The organism is Arthrobacter sp. 210 2 (genome assembly GCF_059093025.1).
Genome location: NZ_JBNHIE010000003.1, coordinates 66,391 through 87,335 on the forward strand (window position 1 = coordinate 66,391; position 20,945 = coordinate 87,335).

The 20,945-nt window shown below is 65.8% G+C and carries 19 protein-coding genes; 8 read left to right on the forward strand and 11 right to left on the reverse strand.

The features are described 5' to 3' along the window. Positions 1-57: 57 nt before the first annotated feature. Positions 58-783 (reverse strand): TetR/AcrR family transcriptional regulator, encoded by a 726-nt coding sequence (locus AC5RWA_RS07580; RefSeq protein WP_079598008.1) that lies wholly within the window; start codon positions 781-783, stop codon positions 58-60. A gap of 160 nt (positions 784-943) precedes the next feature. Between AC5RWA_RS07580 and ptsP the strand changes: the two genes are divergently transcribed. Then, positions 944-2,629, forward strand: a complete 1,686-nt coding sequence (ptsP, locus tag AC5RWA_RS07585; RefSeq protein WP_494057133.1) for a phosphoenolpyruvate--protein phosphotransferase — start codon at positions 944-946, stop codon at positions 2,627-2,629. Positions 2,630-2,645: 16 nt separating this feature from the next. Here the strand turns inward: ptsP and AC5RWA_RS07590 are convergent, their stop codons facing one another. Then, the gene (locus AC5RWA_RS07590) at positions 2,646-3,440 is read right to left on the reverse strand and encodes an alpha/beta fold hydrolase (RefSeq protein ID WP_494057134.1); all 795 of its coding nucleotides are present in this window, start codon (positions 3,438-3,440) and stop codon (positions 2,646-2,648) included. 48 nt (positions 3,441-3,488) lie between these two features. Between AC5RWA_RS07590 and AC5RWA_RS07595 the strand changes: the two genes are divergently transcribed. Continuing rightward, complete coding sequence (locus tag AC5RWA_RS07595) at positions 3,489-3,926, forward strand: helix-turn-helix domain-containing protein (protein WP_494057135.1); 438 nt, start codon at positions 3,489-3,491, stop codon at positions 3,924-3,926. Here AC5RWA_RS07595 and AC5RWA_RS07600 read toward each other — a convergent pair. Then, positions 3,923-5,143 (reverse strand): PucR family transcriptional regulator, encoded by a 1,221-nt coding sequence (locus AC5RWA_RS07600; RefSeq protein ID WP_079598012.1) that lies wholly within the window; start codon positions 5,141-5,143, stop codon positions 3,923-3,925. The two genes, AC5RWA_RS07595 and AC5RWA_RS07600, sit on opposite strands and share 4 nt — an antisense overlap. Positions 5,144-5,377: 234 nt before the next feature. Between AC5RWA_RS07600 and ald the strand changes: the two genes are divergently transcribed. Continuing rightward, a complete protein-coding gene (gene ald, locus AC5RWA_RS07605; RefSeq protein ID WP_494057136.1) occupies positions 5,378-6,496 on the forward strand; it encodes an alanine dehydrogenase in 1,119 nt (372 codons plus the stop codon). Between the two features lie 101 nt (positions 6,497-6,597). Here the strand turns inward: ald and AC5RWA_RS07610 are convergent, their stop codons facing one another. The 6 genes from AC5RWA_RS07610 to AC5RWA_RS07635 all read right to left on the reverse strand — a co-directional run bounded on the left by AC5RWA_RS07610 (position 6,598) and on the right by AC5RWA_RS07635 (position 14,813). After that, positions 6,598-7,671, reverse strand: coding sequence for a Gfo/Idh/MocA family protein (locus AC5RWA_RS07610; RefSeq protein ID WP_494057137.1), 1,074 nt, complete (start codon positions 7,669-7,671; stop codon positions 6,598-6,600). Positions 7,672-7,849: 178 nt separating this feature from the next. Beyond that, positions 7,850-9,568: an ABC transporter family substrate-binding protein gene (locus tag AC5RWA_RS07615; RefSeq protein ID WP_494057138.1), complete on the reverse strand. Its 1,719-nt coding sequence runs from the start codon at positions 9,566-9,568 to the stop codon at positions 7,850-7,852. 52 nt (positions 9,569-9,620) lie between these two features. Beyond that, positions 9,621-11,858 (reverse strand): ABC transporter ATP-binding protein, encoded by a 2,238-nt coding sequence (locus AC5RWA_RS07620; protein ID WP_494057139.1) that lies wholly within the window; start codon positions 11,856-11,858, stop codon positions 9,621-9,623. Beyond that, a complete protein-coding gene (locus tag AC5RWA_RS07625) occupies positions 11,855-12,859 on the reverse strand; it encodes an ABC transporter permease (RefSeq protein ID WP_079598018.1) in 1,005 nt (334 codons plus the stop codon). Before AC5RWA_RS07625 ends, AC5RWA_RS07620 begins: the two co-directional genes overlap by 4 nt. 2 nt (positions 12,860-12,861) lie before the next feature. After that, positions 12,862-13,845: an ABC transporter permease gene (locus AC5RWA_RS07630; RefSeq protein WP_494057407.1), complete on the reverse strand. Its 984-nt coding sequence runs from the start codon at positions 13,843-13,845 to the stop codon at positions 12,862-12,864. Between the two features lie 359 nt (positions 13,846-14,204). After that, entirely contained in the window at positions 14,205-14,813 is a 609-nt protein-coding gene (locus AC5RWA_RS07635; RefSeq protein ID WP_494057140.1) for a TetR/AcrR family transcriptional regulator, read from the reverse strand. A 124-nt stretch (positions 14,814-14,937) separates the two neighbouring features. Between AC5RWA_RS07635 and AC5RWA_RS07640 the strand changes: the two genes are divergently transcribed. The 5 genes from AC5RWA_RS07640 (at position 14,938) to AC5RWA_RS07660 (ending at position 18,808) form a co-directional block, all read left to right on the forward strand. Then, positions 14,938-15,495 carry an NAD(P)H-dependent oxidoreductase gene (locus tag AC5RWA_RS07640; RefSeq protein WP_079598020.1) on the forward strand — a complete coding sequence of 186 codons (558 nt, stop codon included), beginning with the start codon at positions 14,938-14,940 and terminating at the stop codon, positions 15,493-15,495. Positions 15,496-16,043: 548 nt separating this feature from the next. Beyond that, on the forward strand, positions 16,044-16,469 hold the full coding sequence (locus AC5RWA_RS07645) for a GerMN domain-containing protein (RefSeq protein WP_494057141.1): 426 nt from the start codon (positions 16,044-16,046) through the stop codon (positions 16,467-16,469). 80 nt (positions 16,470-16,549) lie between these two features. Then, the gene (locus AC5RWA_RS07650) at positions 16,550-17,839 is read left to right on the forward strand and encodes an aminotransferase-like domain-containing protein (protein ID WP_494057142.1); all 1,290 of its coding nucleotides are present in this window, start codon (positions 16,550-16,552) and stop codon (positions 17,837-17,839) included. Positions 17,840-17,884: 45 nt separating this feature from the next. Beyond that, complete coding sequence (locus AC5RWA_RS07655; protein WP_079598023.1) at positions 17,885-18,313, forward strand: universal stress protein; 429 nt, start codon at positions 17,885-17,887, stop codon at positions 18,311-18,313. A 153-nt stretch (positions 18,314-18,466) separates the two neighbouring features. After that, positions 18,467-18,808, forward strand: coding sequence for a hypothetical protein (locus tag AC5RWA_RS07660; protein WP_079598084.1), 342 nt, complete (start codon positions 18,467-18,469; stop codon positions 18,806-18,808). Between the two features lie 27 nt (positions 18,809-18,835). Here AC5RWA_RS07660 and AC5RWA_RS07665 read toward each other — a convergent pair whose 3' ends face one another. Together AC5RWA_RS07665 and AC5RWA_RS07670 are read right to left on the reverse strand one after the other, a co-directional pair. Then, complete coding sequence (locus AC5RWA_RS07665; RefSeq protein ID WP_494057143.1) at positions 18,836-19,465, reverse strand: phosphatase PAP2 family protein; 630 nt, start codon at positions 19,463-19,465, stop codon at positions 18,836-18,838. Further along, positions 19,458-20,945 (reverse strand): dihydrolipoamide acetyltransferase family protein, encoded by a 1,488-nt coding sequence (locus tag AC5RWA_RS07670; RefSeq protein ID WP_494057144.1) that lies wholly within the window; start codon positions 20,943-20,945, stop codon positions 19,458-19,460. Before AC5RWA_RS07670 ends, AC5RWA_RS07665 begins: the two co-directional genes overlap by 8 nt.

Here is a 20,945-nt window from a genome sequence, read left to right on the forward strand (position 1 = left end):
GTTGATTACGACGACGTACTGCTGGTGGAACGGGGGTACCGCCAAAGTGGTGCTGGCTCACGCCGGGCTGGTGGAGATCCGGTGCAGCCATTCGAGGAAGAGTTTGAGTTCCGAGCTGGAGAGCTGGTCTGAGTGCGAGGCCTGAAGTGCGGCGTTCAGGGCGATCGCAGCCACCACCACCGAGGATTTCCCGGTGTCACCCGGGGCCGTGCCGCTGGCGGGCTCGGCGGACACCGCGAAAATCATGGCGTCCCGGGTCATGGTGGACAGTTCGAGGTTCCGTTCGCTGGCGGGCTCCGCAATCAGCATCAGCGTCACGCCCACGTTGGCCGCCAGGATGGACCTGGCCGCTTCCCGTGGCTGGACGTTCAGCTGGCCCGCCGCCGCTGCCTTGTTCAGCATCTCCTCCATCAGCGCCTCGGCATCGGCAACGATGGCGGGGCGGCTTTCCGGGCGGATGTTGCCGAACATCACCAGGTACAGCTCCGGCTGGTTGAGCCCGAACTGGACGTGGTTGTCCCACATTCTCCGGATATCCTCGAGCGGCTGTCCGGAGGGGGCGAAATCCCTTTCGCCCGCGACATATTCTTCGAATCCCGCGGCGACGACGGCGTCGAAAAGACCTTCCTTGTCACCGAAGTGGTGGTACAGAGTGGGAGCTGTAACCCCCGCCAGCTGCGTGATCTGGCGGGTGGAGACGGCTGCTCCCCCGGAGTTGGCAAGCAGCTCCGCGGCAGCACGCAGCAGCCGCATCTTGGGGGGAAGCTGGCCATCCAAACTCATAACCGCTACCCTAGCACCTATAGCATTGCTATATGAACTGAATCACATACAATTTTTTCAGGCACGTTTCCCGCCTCCGGACGTAGCAGTCCCTGGTGGACCCGGCACGGCGCCGGTTATCCTGACGCGCCTGGCTACCGGCAGAGAATGAGGACCTTCAGTGCAGAACTTCCCAGGAGTAGGCGTCAGCCCAGGCCGCGTCATCGGCACCATCCGCCAGATGCCCAAACCGATCAGCGAACCTCCCGCCGGCGAACAGCTCCCGGCAGGCACCACGCCAGAGGAAGCTACCGCAGCACTGAAAGCGGCCTCCCAGGCCGTTCACGACGAACTGAAGGCCCGTGCGGCCCACGCCACGGGTGACGGCAAGGCGGTCCTGGAAGCCACGGCACTGATGGCCAAGGACACCATGCTAATCAAGGGTGCGGCCAAGCTTGTTGCCCGCGGGACGTCCGCGGAGCGTGCCATCTGGGAGTCCGGTTCCTCCGTTTCCGAAATGCTTCACAACCTCGGCGGCTACATGGCCGAGCGCGCCACCGACGTCCTGGACGTCCGCGCCCGGATAGTCGCCGAACTGCGCGGTGTGCCCGCGCCGGGCATCCCGGCCTCCAACAACCCCTTCATCCTGGTGGCCGAGGACCTGGCGCCGGCCGACACCGCCACCTTGGACACGAACAAGGTCCTGGCCCTTGTCACCGCAGGCGGCGGCCCGCAGTCTCACACCGCCATCATCGCCCGGTCCCTCGGCCTGCCCGCCGTTGTGGCCGCAGTCGGCGTGGATGAACTCCCGGACGGCACGGAAGTGTACTTGGACGGCGCAGCCGGGGCTGTGACTTCCGAGCCTGACGAGCCCCTTCGCGCTGCAGCAGAGGCCTGGGCGGCCACGGCTTCCCTGCTGGCCGAGTTCAGCGGCACGGGAGCGACGGCGGACGGCCACCTGGTCCCGCTGCTCGCCAACGTGGGCGGCGGCAAGGATGCCGAGGCGGCCGCCAAACTTGGCGCCCAGGGCGTGGGGCTGTTCCGCACCGAGTTCTGCTTCCTGGAACGGGACACCGAACCCAGCGTTGAAGAGCAGGCCCTCGCCTACAAGAAGGTCTTTGATGCCTTCCCGGGCAAGAAAGTGGTCCTGCGCACGCTCGACGCCGGCGCGGACAAGCCGCTGCCGTTCCTGACCGACTCCACGGAGCCCAACCCTGCCCTGGGTGTCCGCGGCTACCGCACGGACTTCACCACGCCCGGCGTGCTGGACCGCCAGCTGGAAGCGATCGCATTGGCGGAGAAGCAGTCCGAGGCGGACGTGTGGGTGATGGCACCCATGATCTCCACCGCCGAGGAAGCCGCGCGCTTCGCCTCGATGTGCGCGGACGCCGGCATCAAGACTCCCGGGGTGATGGTGGAGGTTCCCTCCGCAGCCCTGACCGCGGAAGCGATCCTCCGGGAAGTGGGCTTCGCCAGCCTGGGCACCAACGACCTCACGCAGTACGCCATGGCGGCGGACCGCCAGCTTGGCCCCCTCGCCAACCTGAACACGCCGTGGCAGCCTGCCGTCCTGCGCCTGGTGGGGCTGACCGTTGAAGGGTCCCGTGCGGAAGGCAACAACAAACCCGTGGGCGTCTGTGGTGAGGCCGCGGCCGACCCCGCCCTCGCCGTCGTCCTTACCGGGTTGGGCGTGGCCACCCTGTCCATGACCGCCCGTTCCCTCGCGGCCGTCGCCGCGGTCCTGAAGACGGTGACGCTTTCCGAGGCTCAGCAGCTGGCCAAGCTGGCGCTGTCCGCACCGAGCGCCACCGAGGCCCGGGCCTGGGTCCGGGAGAAACTGCCGGTCCTGGAAGAACTCGGGCTCTAAACCGCCAGCGCGGCCATCAGGCCGTGACGCCGAACCCGTCCACCGCCCGGACCCAGCCGCTGATTGTTTCGGCGGCGGTCTCCGGCGCGGTGTACTGGACGACGTGGCCCTGCCCCGGAATCTCCGCCACCGTGCCCTGTGGAGCGGCCGCAGCCAGCGTGTCACACCACGGGCGGCGGGCGATGGGGTCCTTGCCGCCGCGCAGCACCAGCACCGGCTGGTGGACCGCGGCCAGTTTCTCCTCCAGCGGGTACTCCATCATCACCGGCAGCTCCGTCAGGTACCACCGCGGGCCTGCGCGGAAATAGTCACCGAACACGATGATGTTGGAAATCAGCGATTCACTGAACAGTGCGTCGCGGGTGAGCGCCAGCGCCTGCGCAGCCACCGACTTCCGGGCTGTGTCCACCACGGGGCCCATCAGGACTGCCCCGGCCACCAGGTCCGGTGCCTGAAGTGCCATCTCCACCGCGAACTGGGCGCCCATCGAATGGCCCACCGGCACAACACTCCGGACCCCTGCTTCAGTGAGGACGCCGCTCACGAACGCGGCGAAGTCAGCCACCTGCAGCTGCCGCCGGGGACGCGTCGACGCACCAAATCCCGGCAGGTCGAAGGAGTAGACGTCCGCGCCCTTGGCCAGTTCCAGGTGCAGCCGGGCAAGGTAGCGGTGGGAGACCCCGATGCCATGGAGCAGCACGTAGGCGGGCCTCGCACCGGTCCGCGGCGCAGCGCCCGCAGGCCCGGCGGAAGCGTACAGCCGGCCCTGCAGGCCGTTGTATTCCACGTCGCGGCCGCCACTCAATACCATCAGCCGAGCATACCTCCCGCGGCCGCAGGGCCCGGGTAGGCTGAAATGATGGCACTGATAGCTCCCCGGATGACAGGCGCCCTTCCCCCGGAAGATGCCCACAAGCTAAACCAGGCACTCGCGGGCAGCGATGACATCACCGTTTTTGTGGATGGCACTGTCCACCGGCTGCCGCCCCTGGCGAGGGACGCCGTCGTCGATCTCCTCCACCGGTTCAGCCGCGGCGAAGCGGTGACCGTCAGCAGCGTCGAGGAAATGCTGACAACGTCCAAAGCCGCAGAGCTCGCCGGAATTTCGCACACCTACCTGCGGAACATGACGGACCGCGGCGAGATCCCGGTGGAGTACCGGGGCAGCCACCGGCGCATTCCCCTGGCCGCCATCCTGGCCTGGCTGGAGCGGCAGAAAGTGGAGCAGCAGAAGAAGGATGCCCGGAAGAAGGCCGGCGGCCAGGAAGCCCCGGACCAGGAGGTTCGGGAAGGCTAGATCCTGGGGCGGGCCGACCAGCGGCGCATCTTCAACGCGGCATGAAGCTCCAGGCGGGGCAGCCCCTTGAGCGGGTCCACACCCAGGAGCTGGCGGATCCTGCCCAGCCGGTTGTAGATGCTGCTGCGGTGCAGGTGTAGCTTGGCGGCCACATCCTGGACTGACCCGTCGTTGTCATACAGGAGCTCCAGGACCGGAATCAGTTCGCCGTTGCGGTCGTGGTCCTCCAGCATCCGGAAGTAGACGGAGCCTGAGTCTGCCCAGGCGCCAACCCCTCCCCCCGCCGAGGCCAGCAACTGGTAAACCCCCGTGGCCCGGCAATCCACCAGTTCTCCCAGCTGCGGGTCCACCGCCGCAGCCTGCGCCGCCATCTTTGACTGCCGGTACGCCTCGGCCAGCTGGCGGGTGCGCCCGAAGCCTTCACTAATGCCCAGAATGATGCGGTGGACGGGCCGGCCCGACCGTTTGGCCAGCTCCAGCTGGTAGTGCACCAGGACCTGGGCATGGTTTGCCCGCCCCGTCGATTCGCGGAACAACACCACCGAATGCGTTTCGGTTCCTGCACTGAACAGTACGGCGTCCACCCCCACGGTGGCCTGCAGGGCAGTTGAGCGGTGGATCAGCGTGGAAGCAATCGGATCCGGCCCGGCCGCCCAGCCGTCCGCGTCCAGCACCGTGACCACCTGCCACGGCCCCCGGCCCTGGACTTCCTTCCACCCGGCCACGGCGGCCACCGCGTTCGGTTCGCCGGCGCAGGCTGCCAGGAACTCACGCTCGCGAGCGCGCCGGTACTCGGATTCGGCGGTGTTGGAATCGAGCAGCAGCCCGGACAGCATCTCCAGTTCATGGTTAACTCCCGGCAGCTGGGTGAGGATCGCCGTCGGGCTTTCCTCCACGCTGTCCTGCTGCACCCACAGGTACCCCACGCGGAAGCCGCGCACCATCAATGGAACGCACACCCGGCCCAGCATGCCCAGGTCCTCGTTGGCGGGGACCACCACAGGCCGGACGGCCGTTGCGATGCCGTGCGAGAGCTGCCACGCGCTCACGTCCGCCGGCACCTTCTTGCTCAGCAGAAAGTTCACACGCACACGGTCAGCGTGGGACTGGTTGGAGCTGTAGGCGAGCAGCACACCGTCCAGGTCCTCCAGCGAAAGCCCGCGGCCCAGCTTCTGCGCCACCTGCTCCACGAGCTGCTCCACACCCTGCTGCTGCATGGGCCAACAGTACTGCCTGGGAAGCTGCGGAGCCGAACGGACAGGAGGCGACACCTGACGCTCCGCGACTCGACAAATGTCGATCCCACCCCAGCAAAAACCGCGGAATCACGCGGTTCCCTTCAGGGTCCCGCACTGCAGCCATGTCGGCTGGCTCACAACCGGATTTATCGTGGAAATACAGAATCCTTCCCGCACTTTCCGGCCGATCCGGCCGAGAACCTGGAGCCCACGATGATCATCGGCGTCCCCAAAGAAATCAAGAACAACGAATTCCGGGTGGCCATCACCGCCGCCGGTGTTCACGAGTTCCGCACCCACGGCCACACCGTCCTCGTGGAGCGGGGTGCAGGGTTGGGCTCAGGCATCACGGACGAGGAATACTCGATCGCCGGCGCCGAGATCGTGAACGAGGCGGACGACGTCTGGGCCCGCGCGGACATGGTGATGAAGGTCAAGGAACCCATCAAGGCCGAGTACCACCGGTTCCGCAAGGGCCTGATCCTCTTCACCTACCTCCACCTCGCGGCCGAGCCCGAACTGACCCGGGAGCTCATCAACTCCGGCGTCACCGCCATCGCGTACGAAACCGTCCAGGAAGGCCGGAGCCTGCCGCTCCTCGCCCCCATGTCCGAGGTGGCCGGCCGGCTCTCCGTCCAGGTGGGCGCCTCCTCGCTGATGGCCCCCGCCGGCGGCAAGGGCATCCTGCTGGGCGGCGTACCCGGCGTCCGCCCCGCCAAGGTGGTTGTCCTCGGTGCAGGCGTTGCCGGCACCAACGCGGCGGCCATGGCCCTGGGCCTCGGCGCCGACGTCACCATCATGGACATCAACATCCACCGGCTGCGCGAACTGGACGCCCAGTACCAGGGCCGGCTCAAGACCGTGGCCTCGAACAAGTACGAGATCGAAAAGTCCGTGGTGGACGCCGACCTGGTGATCGGCTCCGTCCTGATTCCCGGTGCCAAGGCGCCCAAGCTGGTCACCAACGACCTCGTGGCCCGCATGAAGCCCGGCTCGGTCCTGGTGGACATCGCCGTGGACCAGGGCGGCTGCTTCGAGGACACCCACCCCACCACGCACCAGGAACCCACCTACAAGGTCCACAACACCATCTTCTACTGCGTGGCCAACATGCCCGGCGCCGTGCCCAACACCTCCACCTACGCGCTGACCAACGTCACCCTGCGCTACGCAGTCGCCCTGGCCAACCTGGGCGTCAAGGCCGCCTTCGACCGGGATCCCGCCCTGGCCGCAGGGCTCAACATCGCCGCCGGCCACGTGGCGCACCACTCCGTGTCCGAGGCCCACAACCTGCCGCTCGTAACGGACTGGCACGAACTAGTCTCGGCCTAGTCCTCCCCGTCCCGCTGCGCTGGACGACACACATCCTCTGCGTGCTGCTCCTTCGTCGCTTTGACGCACGCTGCCGGATGTCCGTCGTCCAGCGTTTCGGTTTAAGACCTTGCCGCAGAGAGTTCGCGTGCCTTTTCTATGAGTTTGAGGGTTTCGACGGCATCCTCCGGGTTTACGGGGAGGGGCAGGCTGGAGTCCACGCCGCCGTCGAGGATTTTGTCCGCGAGGAGCCGGTAGAACTCGGGATAGGCGCCGCGCTCGGTGGGCAGGGCGTCCAGGTGGCCATCACGGCCCAGGAGCCCTGCCCATTCCGGCGCTTCGACGCCGTACTCCTCGTCCAGCGGGCTGCCGCCGGCCACGATGTAGGGTTCCTGGGGGTCCACACCGTGCTTGGTATAGCCTCCGACGGAACCGAGGACGCGGAACCGCGGGGCCTGCTGGGCGCACAGCATGTTCATCGTGAGGTGGCTCAGCACCCCGGTCTCGTGCCTCAGCACCAGGAACACGTCGTCCTCAGCGCGTTCGTCCGACCTCCGCGCCCGCAATTCCGCATGGACCACTGATGCCGGGCCGAAAAGCTGGAGGGCCTGGTCGATCAGGTGGCTGCCCAGATCGTACAGCGCACCGCCCCCCTCGGTCGCCGTGGCGCGTGCCTTCCAGGCTTTGGCGATAATCGGGGACCAGCGCTCAAAACGCGACTCGAACCTCGTCACGGTACCCACAGCCTCCACCGCCAGCAGCTTGCGCAGGGTCAGGTAATCGCCGTCCCACCTGCGGTTCTGGAAGACCGTCAACACCCTGTCAAGTTCCCCGGCGAGCTCAACCAGTTCCCGGCCCTCGGCGCTGGTGACCGCGAACGGCTTGTCCACCACCACGTCCAGCCCTGCCTCCAGGGCGGCTTTGGCCAACGGGTAATGGGTGGCCGGGGGTGTTGCCAGCACTACGAGGTCCAGGTCATCAGCGCGCTTCAGCACGGCCGGACCGTCAGGCACTGTCTTCACCCGGGGAAAGCGGGCCGTGGCAGCCGCCTGCCTGCCGCCGTCGGACGTGGCGATAATGTCCAGGGAGTAACTGCCGTCCGACGCGATCAGCGGCGCATGGAAGACGCTCCCTGCCAGGCCATATCCAACGACGGCGGTACGGATGGTTCGCGGTGCAGCTTCAGTCCCGGTCATGGGACTACGCTACTCCGCAGCAGCGAGGGAGCGTCCGGGAAAAATCGGAAATAAATGCGAGAGCGTCGACGAAAAACCGGCGAAAGGTGAGAGAGCGTCCGGGGGTTTCGGGGTACGGCGAAGGCCGGCACCCCTGGCTTTCAGGGATGCCGGCCTTTGCGTCAGTGCGGCTGGAAGCCTACTTCTTTTCCCAGCCCAGCGTGGTCCAGTCCGGAACCTGGGACAGGCTCTGGAACAGGGACGGGCCGTAATTGGCCAGGCCGGTGCGGACGAAGGAGATCTGCGGGCCGTTCATGACCACGCCCATGGAGAAGTACTTGGCCATGTGCTCCTTCTCAACCTCCATGGCCGCCTTGTTGCGCTCCGCGTTGTCCTCGATGGAGGCGAGGTCGGCGATCTTCTTGTCCAGTTCTGCGTCACCGAGGCCGTTTTCGTTGGTCTTGGAGTCGTAGTACTGCTTGACCGCCGACGTGGCGTCCGCGCCAACCGTGTAGCCGGAGACGCTCATGTCGAATTCGCGGGCGCCGATGACCTTTCCGAAGTCGGCGGAGGCGCGCTGGTCAATGCCCACGTCCATGCCGCCGGCCTGAAGCTGCTTCTGCAGGGTCTGGGTGAAGGCGAGAGTGGTGGGATCGTCACCGAAATTGCTGATCTTGAAGGCTGCGGGCTTGCCGTCCTTCTCCATGATGCCGTTGGCGTTCTCGGTGTAGCCGGCGTCGGTCAGGACCTTCTTGGCGGCTTCCGGGCCCGTTTCCTTGACCGGGTAGTTGTCCTGGTAGTACTCCGAGAAGGGCAGGAGCATCATGGAGCCGGAGCTGGGCTCTTCCCAGTTCAGGCCGTTGAAGCGGACCTTGCGGAGGGCTTCACGGTCCACGGCGGCGAAGATGGCCTTGCGGACGGCAACGTCGGTGACCCGCTGCGCATTGATGTTCATGCCGCCGGCGAAGAGGCGCTGGCCGCGGCGGACCTCGGAGTTGCTGGTGCCCTCAAGCTGCTTGTAGAGCGCGATGGTGTTGGCGGACATGGCGTCGATTTCGCCGTTTTTGAAGGCGGCAATCTGGGCGCTGGTTTCCAGCTGGCGGAAGGTCACGCTCTCCAGCACCGGCTTGTTGCCCCACCATTTCTCGTTGGGGACCAGCGTCACGGTCTTGGCGGCGGCATCGTACTGGTCCACCTTGAACGGGCCGGCCATCCATTCAGGATGCATGTTGCCCACAAAGCCTTCGTTGAAGATCTGGGGTGAGTTCACGGCAGGGTGGATCAGGCCGAAGAAGAGGTCCTCCACCGGATACACCGGCTGGGTCATCTTGACGATGACTTCCTTGTCGCTGCTGCCGGCTTCCACAGACTCCACGAATTCGTAGGCACCGGAGCTAACGATGTCGTAGCCCGCATCAGGGCTCTTCAGGATGTTCCAGGTGTTCTGGAAGGCCTTGATGTCGATGGGCGTGCCGTCGTTATACGTTGCCTTCTCGTTGACCTTGATGGTGATGGTCTGCTTGCCGTCCACCATCTCGCTGTCCACGGACTCACAGAAGTCCGGGTTCGGCGTCGCCTTGCCGAGGAAGTCCACCTTCCAGCAGCCGCCGATGCCGCCGCCGCTCACAGCCACCGGGTTGATCGGTGCCATCATTGCGGAGTTATCCGAGCTGTTGCCGTTGTTGGAAAAACCGTTGAAGTCCGGGCCGATGCTTCCCAGCGGGAGCGTGACCTTTCCGCCCTGCTCAAGATCGGCTGCCGGCTTCTCGTTGATGCTGATGAGCTTGGACAGGTCGCTGCCTGCCTCCTGGCCTTTGGCCGTCTCGGGCCCGGTGGCACCGCCACCACCGCCACAGGCCGTCAGCGCCAGAGTTGCAGCAATGGCTGCGGCTCCGCCGATCCTGGTCAGATTCCTCATGGTTTTCCCTTCGTTGTTGCTAGTGGTGGTGCTTGTGATGGGTCGGATAATCCTAGGGCGCATGGTGGTCCGCCGGTTCGTGGACCACCAGCATGTCTTCGTCCAATTCCCCGTCCGGGAAAAAGCAGGCAAAGCGCTGGTCCGGAGAGGGTACAGGAGCCGCTTCCAGGGCCTGCGTGGCCGCCGATGGTGCGACGGGTTCCAGCGGCGGCTCCAATGTGAGGCACTTTTCCTGCTTCGCCGGCGGAAGTGCAGCGAAGACGGGACACCGCGTGGCGAAGTTGCAGCCTTTCGGCGCATCCAGGGGCGAGGGCAGGTCGCCCTGGAGGATGATGCGTTCGCGGGTGCGCTCCAGCTGGGGATCGGGCACCGGGATGGCGGACAGGAGGGCCCGGGTGTACGGGTGGCGCGGGTTGTCGAAAACCCGGTCCACCTCGCCGATTTCCACGATCTTGCCCAGGTACATGACGGCTACCCGGTTGGAGATGTGCCGGACCACCGAAAGATCGTGGGCCACCAGGAGGTAGCTCAGGCCCAGCTCGGCGCGGAGCTTGTCCAGGAGGTTGATGACGCCTGCCTGGACGGAAACGTCGAGGGCGGAGACGGGCTCGTCCAGCACCACCAGCTTGGGGTTGACGGCAAGCGCCCGGGCTATCCCGATCCGCTGCCGCTGCCCGCCGGAGAACTGGTTGGGGAAGCGGTTGACGTGGTCCGGCTGCAGTCCCACGAGCTTCATCAGTTCCATGATGCGCTTCCTGATGGCCGGCCTGTCCATGCCCACGTTCTGGAGCGGCTCGGCGAGCACCTCGTAGACCGTGAACCGGGGGTCCAGCGCCCCGGTGGGGTCCTGGAACACCATTTGCAGTTCCCGCCGCATCGCGCCCTTGGTTTTGGCATCGACGGCCTGCTTGTTGCTGATCCCGCCGATCACCACCTCGCCGTCCTGATCCTTGTGGAACTCCATGATTTCCAGGAGGGTGGTGGTCTTTCCCGAGCCGGACTCCCCCACGATGGAAAAGCATTCACCCTCGCGGATATCAAAGCTCAGGCCGTCCACGGCCTTGACGGTGCCGATGCGGCGCTTGAACAAAGCACCCCTGGTCAGCGGGAAGTGCTTGCGGACATCCTTGAGCTGCAGCACGGTTGAGCGTTCGGTCCGGGGGATGGAGTCGAAGCGCGACACCGGAACCGGCGGGGCGGCAAACACGTCCTGCACGTCTACGTCTGCGCTCCCGAGCGATTCCGCCTTGATGCACGCGGCCCGGTGCTGGACCCCTCCCGCCACCGGGGCCAAAGCCGGTTCCCCGGCCAGGCAGGCGTCCGAGACCAGCGGGCAACGCGGAGCGAAGGAGCAGCCGGTGGGCTGGTGGAGCAGGTTGGGCGGCATACCCTCAATGGGCACCAGGGACGTCTTTTCCGCCACATCCACCCTGGGAACCGCGCCCAGCAGCCCCATCGTGTACGGCATCCGCGGGTTGTAGTAGATCTCGTCAACCTCGCCGGTCTCCACCGGCTTGCCGGCGTACATCACCATGATCTCGTCGGCCATGCCAGCCACGACGCCCAGGTCGTGCGTGATCATGACGACGGCGGCGCCCGTTTCCTCCTGCGCCCTGTGGAGAACCTCCAGGACCTGCGCCTGGATGGTGACGTCCAGGGCCGTCGTCGGCTCGTCCGCAATGAGGACCCGCGGATTGTTGGCAATGGCAATGGCAATCATCACGCGCTGGCGCATGCCGCCGGAGAATTCGTGCGGGAAGGCTCGCAGCCTGTCCTTGGGGCTGGGGATTCCCACCATGGCCAGGAGTTCGACGGCGCGGGCTTCTTTGGCCTGCCTGCTCATGGTGGGGTTGTGGATGGTGAGCGCTTCGGTGATCTGGGTGCCCACGGTGTAGACGGGCGTCAGGGACGAGAGGGGGTCCTGGAAGACCATGGCCAGCTCGTTGCCGCGGTATTCGCACATGGCCTTGTCACTGAGGCCCAGCAGTTCGCGGCCCTTAAGCCTCACGGAGCCGGAAATCTCGGCCGTGGCGGGCAGCAGCCCCATGATGGCCAGGGACGTCACGGATTTTCCCGAGCCGGACTCCCCCACGATGCCCAGCGTCTTGCCGGGCAGGAGGTCAAAGTCAACACCGCGGACGGCATGCACCACGCCGTTTTCGGTGTTGAAGCGGACGTTGAGGTCCCGGACGGACAGCACGGCATCCGTTGCCGCGTGGAGCCCGGCGATGTGCAGCCGCTCAACCGGCCCGGTGGACTCTGCCGGCCCGGCAGTGGTTTCGCTGCTCATGACGCCTTCTTCTTCATGGTTGCCGTCTCTGCGCTGATTCTCCGGGCTTTGGTTTTCCTGGCTTTGCCCGAGGAACTGGAACTGGGGTCGAAGGCATCCCGCAGGCCGTCGTTCATCATCGCCAGGGAACCGGTGAGGAGGAACATCACCGTCAGGGGTACCCAGAACATCCAGGGGAACGTCTGGACCTGGGAGGTCGCACCGCCGATCAGCACGCCGAGGCTGACGTCCGGAACCTTGATGCCGATGCCGATGAAGGAAAAGGCGACTTCCGCAAGGATGGCTCCGGTGACACCGCGGGTGATGTCCAGAACCAGCAGGGAGCCGATGTTGGGGACCAGGTGCCGCCACACGATCCGGCGCGGCGGGACGCCCATGTACTGGGCTGCCTTGACGAAGTCCCGCTGCATGAGCGACATGGACAGCGAACGGATCAGCCTGGCCGTTCCCATCCAGCTGAAGACCAGCAGGACGATGATCAGCAGCAGCCAGGAGGGCAGGTCCCGTTTCAGGCCTTCCCCTCCCCCGCTGGTGGCAACCGCCACCACCAGCAGAGCGGGCATCATGATGAGCGCTTCAAGGACAAAAAGCATCACCTTGTCCACCTTGCCGCCAAAGTACGCCATGGTGCACCCGTACACGGCGGCGATGAGGACCGACACCAGGCCCACGATCAGGCCGATCAGGATGGAGATCCGGGTTCCTTCCACAGTCATCGCATAGAGGTCGATGCCAGCCTGGGAGGTGCCCAGGTAATGCTCCGCCGACGGCGGCATCCCAATGTTGAAGGGATCGATGGTTTCCTTGTCCCACTGCGTGAAGTAGCCGCCCACAAAGGAGAAGAGCGTCAGGGCAAGGAAGATGGCGAGGCCCGCCACGGCGGTTTTGTTGCGCATGAAGCGGCGGAAGATGATCGTGTTCTTGCCGATCACCACATCGGCGTTTTCCAGGTGCGCGTCCTGCGCAGCGGCAGCGGGGTCGACGGCATTGAGGTTGGTCATGGCTACTGCACCCGCACTCTGGGGTCAACGAGGGTTGTGGCAAAATCAGCCAGGATGGCCCCCAGGGCGAAAATGACGGAACCGTAGGCGAGCGTGGCAGTGGCCGCGTTGACGTCCTGCAGCGAGATGGCATCGATGCTCCACGAGCCGACACCGGGCCAGGCGAAGATTTTCTCCGCGAAGAAGCCGCCGGCAAAGATGGCTGGGATGGTGAAGGCGATGCTTTGGGCAACGGGAATGAACGAGACGCGGAGCGCATGCCGGGTGATCGCCTGGTTGCGGGTGAGCCCCTTGGCGCGCGCGGTGCGGACAAAGTCGGCGTTGACGTTGTCCAAAAGGTACTGGCGCTGCGCTATTTGGTAGGAACCCCAGCCGACCAGCGTGATCGCTATGGTCGGAACCGCGTAGTGCGCCAGCATGTCCACGAACTGCTCCCACCCCGGTTCCATGCCGGGAGTGGAAATGCCGGTGACGAAGAAGATCCGCTGGCCTACTGTTTCGTTGATGTTGATGGCGCCCAGCTGTACGAGGAAGTATGCGATGGGGGCGGGCACAATGTAGGCGAGGTAGCTGTAGGACGTGATCACCCGGTCCTGGAACTTGTACTGCCGGGCGGCCGAATAAACGCCCAGGGCCACACCGATGATCAGGGTCAGGATGATGGACGCGAGGAACAGCCGCGTCGAGATCCACACCCGGTCACCGAATTCGGCGTTGATGAACGCCCCATTGGGGCTCCTGCCCCAGTCCCACCGGGTCACGATGGCGGTCAACCACTCAAGGTACCGCTCCCAGGGGCTGAGCTCCGGGTCCAGGCCCTTCAGGCGCATGGAAGTGGCTACCTGCTCCGGCGTCGGACGCGGAATGCGCTCCTGTTCCAGCAATGCCGGTTTGAGTGTACTGACGGCAAGGAAATATCCGGCCGACGTGGTCAGGAAGATCATGACCAAATAGGTGATGCCGCGCCTGGCGAGGTACTTGAGCATGGTGTGCGCTACTTCGGATTCGCCGCCGCGCGCTGACTGAAGTGGCACGCTTGCTTCCGCCGGCGTGCCGGAGTGCGGGACAGTTCAACAATCACGCGCAGGATCCTTCCGTCTTCCCGGGATTGGCGGGGGTTGTGCCGCCTTACCGGGTGTTGTGCCAGCGGGTAGCTGGCTGTCCCGCAGCCTTGGCAGGGCCGTCCTGATGGACTATGTCGCGGGTCACATTTCTTGAGGAAACTATCACAAGCCATGAGGTAAAACGTGGGCAACCGCAGGAAAGCTACCCGCGCGTATCAGATTGTTATGAATAATTCTGTGAAGTCCGTATGACTGGACGCCGCGGCTGGGTCCGGCGTAATCTACGCGTCTTTGACCACCCTTGTGACAAGGTCGGCCCAAGAGGCGGCCAGCCTTTCCGGTGCCACGCCGCGGTCCCGTACCAGGTGGAGGAGCCGCTCCGGATCCAGCGTTGCGCTCAGGGACCCTGCCATGAGCCAGGGGTCCGAGTCGAAACCCGCCTCGCGCAGGAGCACCTCGATGTGCCGGTGCCACAGCGCCGCGGCCGGCACGTCAAACCGGCCCCGCGAGGCGTTCTCAGCGGCAAGCACCAGGTCGCCGAACTCCACCACGTAGGCGATCCGTTCAGAACCGAACGCGATCAGCCGCTCACGTCCGGGCGCGCCGGGACCCAGCGGAGGAGGGCCAAACAGGAACCGGGCCTGGAACGCGGATTCGGAATCGTCGAGCAGCGTCAGCATGAGCCCGGCCCTGCTGCCGAAGCGCCGGAACACTGTGCCCTTGCCCACGCCGGCACGTTCCGCGAGGCGGTCCATGGTCAGGCCTTCGGCCCCGCATTCCGATATCAGTTCACGGGCAGCCACCAGCAGGCGTTCCCGGTTCCGGACGGCATCACTGCGCTCGGCGGGCGTTGCCGGCGTCATTCCCGGCCGCAGTGGGATGGAGCTCACAGCCACATTCTAGCCCCTGGGAATAATAAGCGGACCGTGGTCCGTTTAGGCTGGTGAAGGCATAACAAGCCTCAGCTTCAACCGGCACGCGGCCCCTCCCGCTGCCCCTACCCCAGGAGTATTCATGACTAAGAGCACCGTCCTCACCCTCGTCGGCAGCCTGCGCGCCGGGTCAACGAACCAGAAGCTGGCCGAGGCCATCCAGCTGAACGCCCCCGAGCAGGTGGAGGTTGTCATCCACGACAGCCTGGGCAACATCCCCTTCTACAACGAGGACATCGACGTCGAAGGCCAGGTACCTGCCGCCGCCGCCGCCCTGCGTGCCGCTGCCAGCGAAGCCGACACCGTCCTCCTGGTGACCCCCGAGCACAACGGCACCGTTCCCGCAGCCCTGAAGAACGCCATCGACTGGCTGTCCCGCCCCTTCGGCGCCGGAGCCCTCGCCGGCAAGCCCACGGCCGTCGTCGGCACTGCCTTTGGCCAGTTCGGTGGCGTGTGGGCGCAGGATGAGGCGCGCAAGGCAGCCGGCATCGCCGGCGCCCAGGTCCTCGAGGACGTCAAGCTCGCCGTTCCCGGGTCCATGGTCCGGTTCGCCGAAATCCACCCCAAGGATGACGCCGAGGTTGTGGAGCAGATCAAGGGCGTGTTCGATGCCCTTGCTGCCGCCGCTCCCGCAGCCTAGGGACACCCGCCGGCGCCCGGTACGCAGCTACGCGTACCGGGCGCTGCTGCATCCGGGTACTGCCGTGACCAACTCTTGTCCCAACCGGTACCTCACGGACACACTCCGCCGGAAATGCCAGCCGTAACGTTAACCCACGGAACGTACCGGAACGGGATCGCGGTGCAGTCATGGCAGCAGAATGGAGCGCCGGGAGGCGACGGACGGGCTTGCGCCTAACGGCAAAAGCCTGCCTGGCACTGCCGCTGCTGCTCTGCGCCTGCATTAGCACACCGCCTGCAGGTCCAGGCGCGGGGGCTTTCCCTCCATCCGCCCCCGGCAGCAGCGCCCCGGCTGCGGCACCCCCGGCGGCTCCGGCGCCACAGCCCCAGGACCAGCCGCCGGCAGGACCGGAGCCGGAAACGCTCCCTCCTGCCGAGAGCGTACCGCCGGCCGGCCCTTCCACAACGCCGGAAGCCGCGCAGGGCTTGCCCGTTCCCGAGGCCGGACGGGCGCCCGCAACGCAGGCGCCCGCACCACCGGCGCCGGCCCCGGCCACCATTCCTGCCGTGCCGCGCACAGTGACGGCATACTACGTGCTCCTGGACGACGGCGGCAGCAACGGCGTGCGATTCGGCTGCAATGACAGCCTGGTGGGCATGGAGGGTGAAGCCCCCGATTCCGATCCGCTGCCGGCCGCCATAGGTGCGCTTCTGCGGGGAACGGGTGGAGCGGGAATGCTTGGCCCCGGGGCGGGACAGGGCCGGGAGATGTACAACGCCTTGGCGGACTCCGGGCTGAAGTTCCTCTCCGGCTCTTTCGATGGAACGACGGTCACCGTGTACCTGGCCGGCGCGTTGAGCCTTGGCGGGGTGTGCGACATCCCGCGGGTTGAGGCGCAGCTGACGCAGACAGCGGTTGCGGCCGTGGGCGCAATCCGGGCTGAAATCTACGTCAACGGGCAGCCGCTGAAAGAAGCACTGAGGCAGGACTAGCCACCCGCCCAGCAACCTGTCGTAAGCGGGTTGACAACAAGTGTTGCTTTTGGAGCAACATCCGGCTGTATCCTGTGGGTGTGAGCCACGAAACACTTGATGCAGCAGGGACGCTGCCAGCGGAAGCCATAGATGCGATTGAACGGGCTGCAACGTCAGCGCACCGGCATGAGGACCTGTTCTCGGAGCGTGCCGCGAACATCCGGCAGTCGGCGGTGCGGGACGTTTTCGATATTTCCATGCGGCCCGGCCTGGTCTCCCTTGCGGGCGGCAGTCCGTACCTGCAGTCGCTTCCGCTGGACCGGCTTGCGGCCACCGCCGCCAAAATCATTGCCGAGGACGGCCTCACGGCGCTGCAGTATGGCGCCGGACAGGGGACCGAAGAACTGCGCACCCAGATCTGCGAGGTGATGGCCGCTGAAGGTATCCTCGACGCCCTGCCGCAGAACGTGGTGATCACCGCCGGTTCACAGTCGGCCCAGGATGTTGCCACCAAATTGTTCTGCAATCCCGGCGACGTGGTGCTCGTGGAAGACCCTACCTACGTGGGTGCCCTCAACACATTCGAGGCATACCAGGTGCAGGTGGAAACGGTGGACATGGATGAATCCGGCCTGGTCCCCGATCTCCTGGAGGCGCGGATCGCGGCGCTTCAACTGGCCGGCAAGAACATCAAGTTCCTTTACACCATCCCGAACTTCAACAACCCGTCAGGGACCACCCTCGCCAAAGAGCGCCGGCAGCAGGTGGTGGATATATGCCGCACTGCGAATATTCTGATCCTCGAAGACAACCCCTACGGTCTGCTGCGCTACTCCGGCGAGCACTTGGCCCCGCTCCGGGCCGACAATCCCGGGGACGTCATCTACATGGGTTCGTTCTCGAAGATCTTCGCGCCCGGCCTGCGCATCGGGTGGGCGCTGGTGCCGGAACACCTGCAGCGGCGCTACTACCTTGCAGCCGAGTCTGTGACGCTGTGCCCGCCCGCCCTGAACCAGATGCTGGTCTCCGCCTACCTTCGTGAGTACGACTGGAGGGGCCAGATCGAGACCTACCGCGGCCTGTACGCCGAGCGGTGCGCGGCGATGCTGGCTGCGTTGCAGGAACACATGCCCGCAGGGGCCACGTGGACCAGCCCGGAGGGCGGCTTTTTTGTCTGGGTGACGCTGCCGGAAGGCGTGGACACCTACCCGCTGCTGCACAAGGCCATCGACGCCGGCGTGGTATTTATCCCCGGCGCCGCCTTCACGCCGTCGGACGAACCGTCCAACAAACTGCGACTCGCCTTCAGCGCCGTGCCTCCCGAAGCCATCGCCGAGGGTGTCCGCCGCCTGGCGCCTGTGCTTCAGGAAGCCATAGCTGCGCTGTAGCGTTGGCCTGACCAGTGCCGCATAAACGAAGCAAAGGAGCATCACATGAGCGGAATCATCGTTGTAGGGGTTGACGGCAGCGGAACAGCGAAGAAGGCAGCCGAGTCCGCACGCGACCTCGCCGCTGCCTTGGACGCATCACTCCACGTTGTGTCGGCCTTCGACAGCGACCGCACCGAGATCTTCGGCAGCGGCAGCGACCAGTGGATCGTCTCAGACGCCGACGCGGCCGAACACGTGGCCCGTACCGTGGCGGAGTCCCTCGGTGGCGGCGTCAAGGTCACGTATTCCGCAGCCCGCGGCCGGCCGGCGGATGCCCTCATCAAGGAAGCGGTCCGGATGGAAGCCCGCATCATCGTTGTGGGCAACCGCAGGATGCAGGGCATAGGCCGCGTCCTGGGCAGCGTGGCCAACAGCGTGGCGCACAACGCGCCCTGCGACGTCTACATCGCGAACACGTACGACGCCGACTAGCAGTAACCCCGGACACTCCCCCGGGTGGCGAAAGTCGCTGCGGGGGGTGTCTGGTTTCACGCCCGATACCCGGGTTCAGCCGTTAGCGCAACGATAAAATTGAATAGGCCCCCAATGGTGCGGCACCCAGCAACCACTATCGAGGGGCATATCTTGATCACTCTCCAGCGCCGGCAGCTCGTAGGCCACGACATCCTCCTGGCCCGCCACGGCAACCACATCTGCTCCATGCGGGTTGACCGCAGCAATGGCACCGTCGTGGCACTGCTGGATGACGGCAGTGTGGACTCCGCGCCGAACCTCATCACGCCCGGGCTGCAGCTTCCCGAAACCGTGGGAAGCGTGCTGCGCGAAGACTGGAAGCTCTTCACGGCGTGGGCCGGCATGGCCGCTGCTATGGGCGTCCTCATGACGGCCGCGGCCGTGGTCCTGGGAACTACCGCAGATCCGGCCACCATCGAGATGTTTTCGGCGTACCCGTATTCCTCGTTCTAGGGCCTGCCCGGCCGGGACTTGTACTGCCTAGGCCACCATCAGGCCCTGCAGGATCCACCAGATGCCTGCCATCACCACTCCGCCGAAGAGTGACCCCGTCACCACCTGTGCCACCGAATGGGCCCGCAGTACCACACGGGACCAGCCGACGGCCGGGATCAGGAGAAGCAACGGAGTCCAGGCCGCCCCGAGCATCAGCACGGCGATGACGGTCGAGCAGGAGATGGCGGCAGCGTGCCCGCTGATCTTCCAGAACGGGCTCACTCCGGCCAGCACCACGACTCCGCCAACCACCGCAAGGACCATGGCAACAACGCTCCGGGGCGCGCCAACAGCCTCCAGGACCACCAGCCCTACAAGGATCGATGCCAGGGCCATCAGCAGGACAGGAGCCCGCTGCTTCCGGTTACTGACATGATGGTCGGTAACCTTTCCCAGCCGGACCAGGACCAGCAGCAGAAGCAGCGGAAGCACGCAGACAAACAGGGCCGCCAACGCGCCGTACGCCATGGTGGCCGGAAAACCGCCCTCGGTCAGCGGACTGACCAGCAGCTGGATGCTCACCACCACGGGAGGCTGAAACGTCTCCGTCAGCCACCGGGCGGTCCTGTTCTTCGCCCGGATGGTGCCGGCGCTGATGCCCACGCCGTCAGTCAAGGAGGAGCGCAGGCTCTTCCAGGATGGCGGCGACGTCCGCCATGAAGCGGGCGGAGAGGTCACCGTCCACAACGCGGTGGTCGAACGAGCCGCCAAGCGTGGTGATCCAGCGCGGGATCACTTCACCGTCAAGGACCCAGGGTTTCTGCTTGATGGTGCCAAAGGCAACGATGGCCACCTCGCCCGGGTTGATGATGGGCGTTCCCGTGTCGATGCCCAGGGCGCCGATGTTCGTGATGGTCAGCGTGCCGCCCTGCATCTCGGCGGGCTGGGTTTTTCCGGCCCTGGCGGTGGTGGCCAGGTTATTCAGCGCCAGCGCCAGCTCCTTCAGGGACAGGTCCTGTGCGTTCTTGATGTTCGGCACCATCAGGCCCCGCGGCGTGGCAGCCGCGATGCCCAGGTTCATGTAGTGCTTGACGTGGATTTCCGCGGCGTCAGCCCCGTCCGCGTTGTCCACCCAGGTGGCGTTGACGCTGGGGTTGCGCGCGGCAGCCCAGATGACGGCCTTGGCCAGGATGAGCAGCGGGGAGACCCTGATGCCCTCGAAATCCCGGGATGCCTTGAGCCGCTTGACGAACTCCATGGTGCGGCTGGCGTCCACGTCCACAAAGATGCTGACGTGCGGCGCGGAGAACGCGGATTCCACCATCGCCTTGGCCGTGGCCTTGCGGACGCCCTTGACCGGAATCCGTTCAATCCGCTGGTCCTGCGGCTTGCCCGCTTTGCCCCAGAAGCCGTCCGCCTTGTCCAGCTCTGCGTCGCGCTGGGCCTGGTAGCTGACCAGGTCCTCGCGGGTCACCTCGCCCCGTGAACCGGTGGCCACCACGTCCGCAAGGTCGATGCCGAGGTCCCGGGCAATCTTGCGTACGGGAGGCTTGGCCAGGACCCGGTTGACCAGGCCCGTGATGGTGCCGCCCAGGGTGGGGCGGTTGTCCATGTCACCTGCGGCCGGGCCGGCCGAAACCTCGGGTGCTGCTGTCACGGCGGCCGGCGTGTGTGGCTGGACGGGCTCCACTTCCGGGGCGTTGAGTGTCACGGCAGCGGAGGGCTGGGCTTTCCGCGGGCGGCGCTTGACGGCGTCGGCCTTCGGTCCGGAACCCACCAGCGGACCGCCGGCCAGGGCACTTTCCTGCGCGCCGCCGTCGGCCCTTGCTCCCTCATCGGCGGGCAGCATGCCGTAGAGGGGCTGCACGGGCGTTTCCGGGGCGCGCACGTCTGCGGGCGTGGGGTCGCCTGCCACGTCATCGCTGACGCTGATGATGGCCGTCCCGACGTCGATGGTCACCCCTTCGGGGACCAGCAGTTCGGTGACTGTCCCGGCAAACGGGGAGGGCAGTTCCACGATGGACTTTGCGGTTTCGATTTCGCACAGGACATCGTTGATGGCGACGGCGTCACCGGGCTTGACCTTCCAGGAGACAATTTCCGCCTCGGTGAGGCCCTCGCCGACGTCCGGCAGGTTGAACTTGTTGAGAGTCAT

What these genes read in the sequence shown, in the direction of transcription:
- AC5RWA_RS07580 (WP_079598008.1), bottom strand. Translation starts at nt 783, where the DNA reads ATGAGTTTGGATGGCCAGCTTCCCCCCAAGATGCGGCTGCTGCGTGCT.
- AC5RWA_RS07590 (WP_494057134.1), bottom strand. Translation starts at nt 3,440, where the DNA reads ATGGTATTGAGTGGCGGCCGCGACGTGGAATACAACGGCCTGCAGGGC.
- AC5RWA_RS07595 (WP_494057135.1), top strand. Translation starts at nt 3,489, where the DNA reads ATGGCACTGATAGCTCCCCGGATGACAGGCGCCCTTCCCCCGGAAGAT.
- AC5RWA_RS07600 (WP_079598012.1), bottom strand. Translation starts at nt 5,143, where the DNA reads ATGCAGCAGCAGGGTGTGGAGCAGCTCGTGGAGCAGGTGGCGCAGAAG.
- ald (WP_494057136.1), top strand. Translation starts at nt 5,378, where the DNA reads ATGATCATCGGCGTCCCCAAAGAAATCAAGAACAACGAATTCCGGGTG.
- AC5RWA_RS07610 (WP_494057137.1), bottom strand. Translation starts at nt 7,671, where the DNA reads ATGACCGGGACTGAAGCTGCACCGCGAACCATCCGTACCGCCGTCGTT.
- AC5RWA_RS07615 (WP_494057138.1), bottom strand. Translation starts at nt 9,568, where the DNA reads ATGAGGAATCTGACCAGGATCGGCGGAGCCGCAGCCATTGCTGCAACT.
- AC5RWA_RS07620 (WP_494057139.1), bottom strand. Translation starts at nt 11,858, where the DNA reads ATGAGCAGCGAAACCACTGCCGGGCCGGCAGAGTCCACCGGGCCGGTT.
- AC5RWA_RS07625 (WP_079598018.1), bottom strand. Translation starts at nt 12,859, where the DNA reads ATGACCAACCTCAATGCCGTCGACCCCGCTGCCGCTGCGCAGGACGCG.
- AC5RWA_RS07630 (WP_494057407.1), bottom strand. Translation starts at nt 13,845, where the DNA reads ATGCTCAAGTACCTCGCCAGGCGCGGCATCACCTATTTGGTCATGATC.
- AC5RWA_RS07640 (WP_079598020.1), top strand. Translation starts at nt 14,938, where the DNA reads ATGACTAAGAGCACCGTCCTCACCCTCGTCGGCAGCCTGCGCGCCGGG.
- AC5RWA_RS07655 (WP_079598023.1), top strand. Translation starts at nt 17,885, where the DNA reads ATGAGCGGAATCATCGTTGTAGGGGTTGACGGCAGCGGAACAGCGAAG.
- AC5RWA_RS07670 (WP_494057144.1), bottom strand. Translation starts at nt 20,945, where the DNA reads ATGACTCTCAACAAGTTCAACCTGCCGGACGTCGGCGAGGGCCTCACC.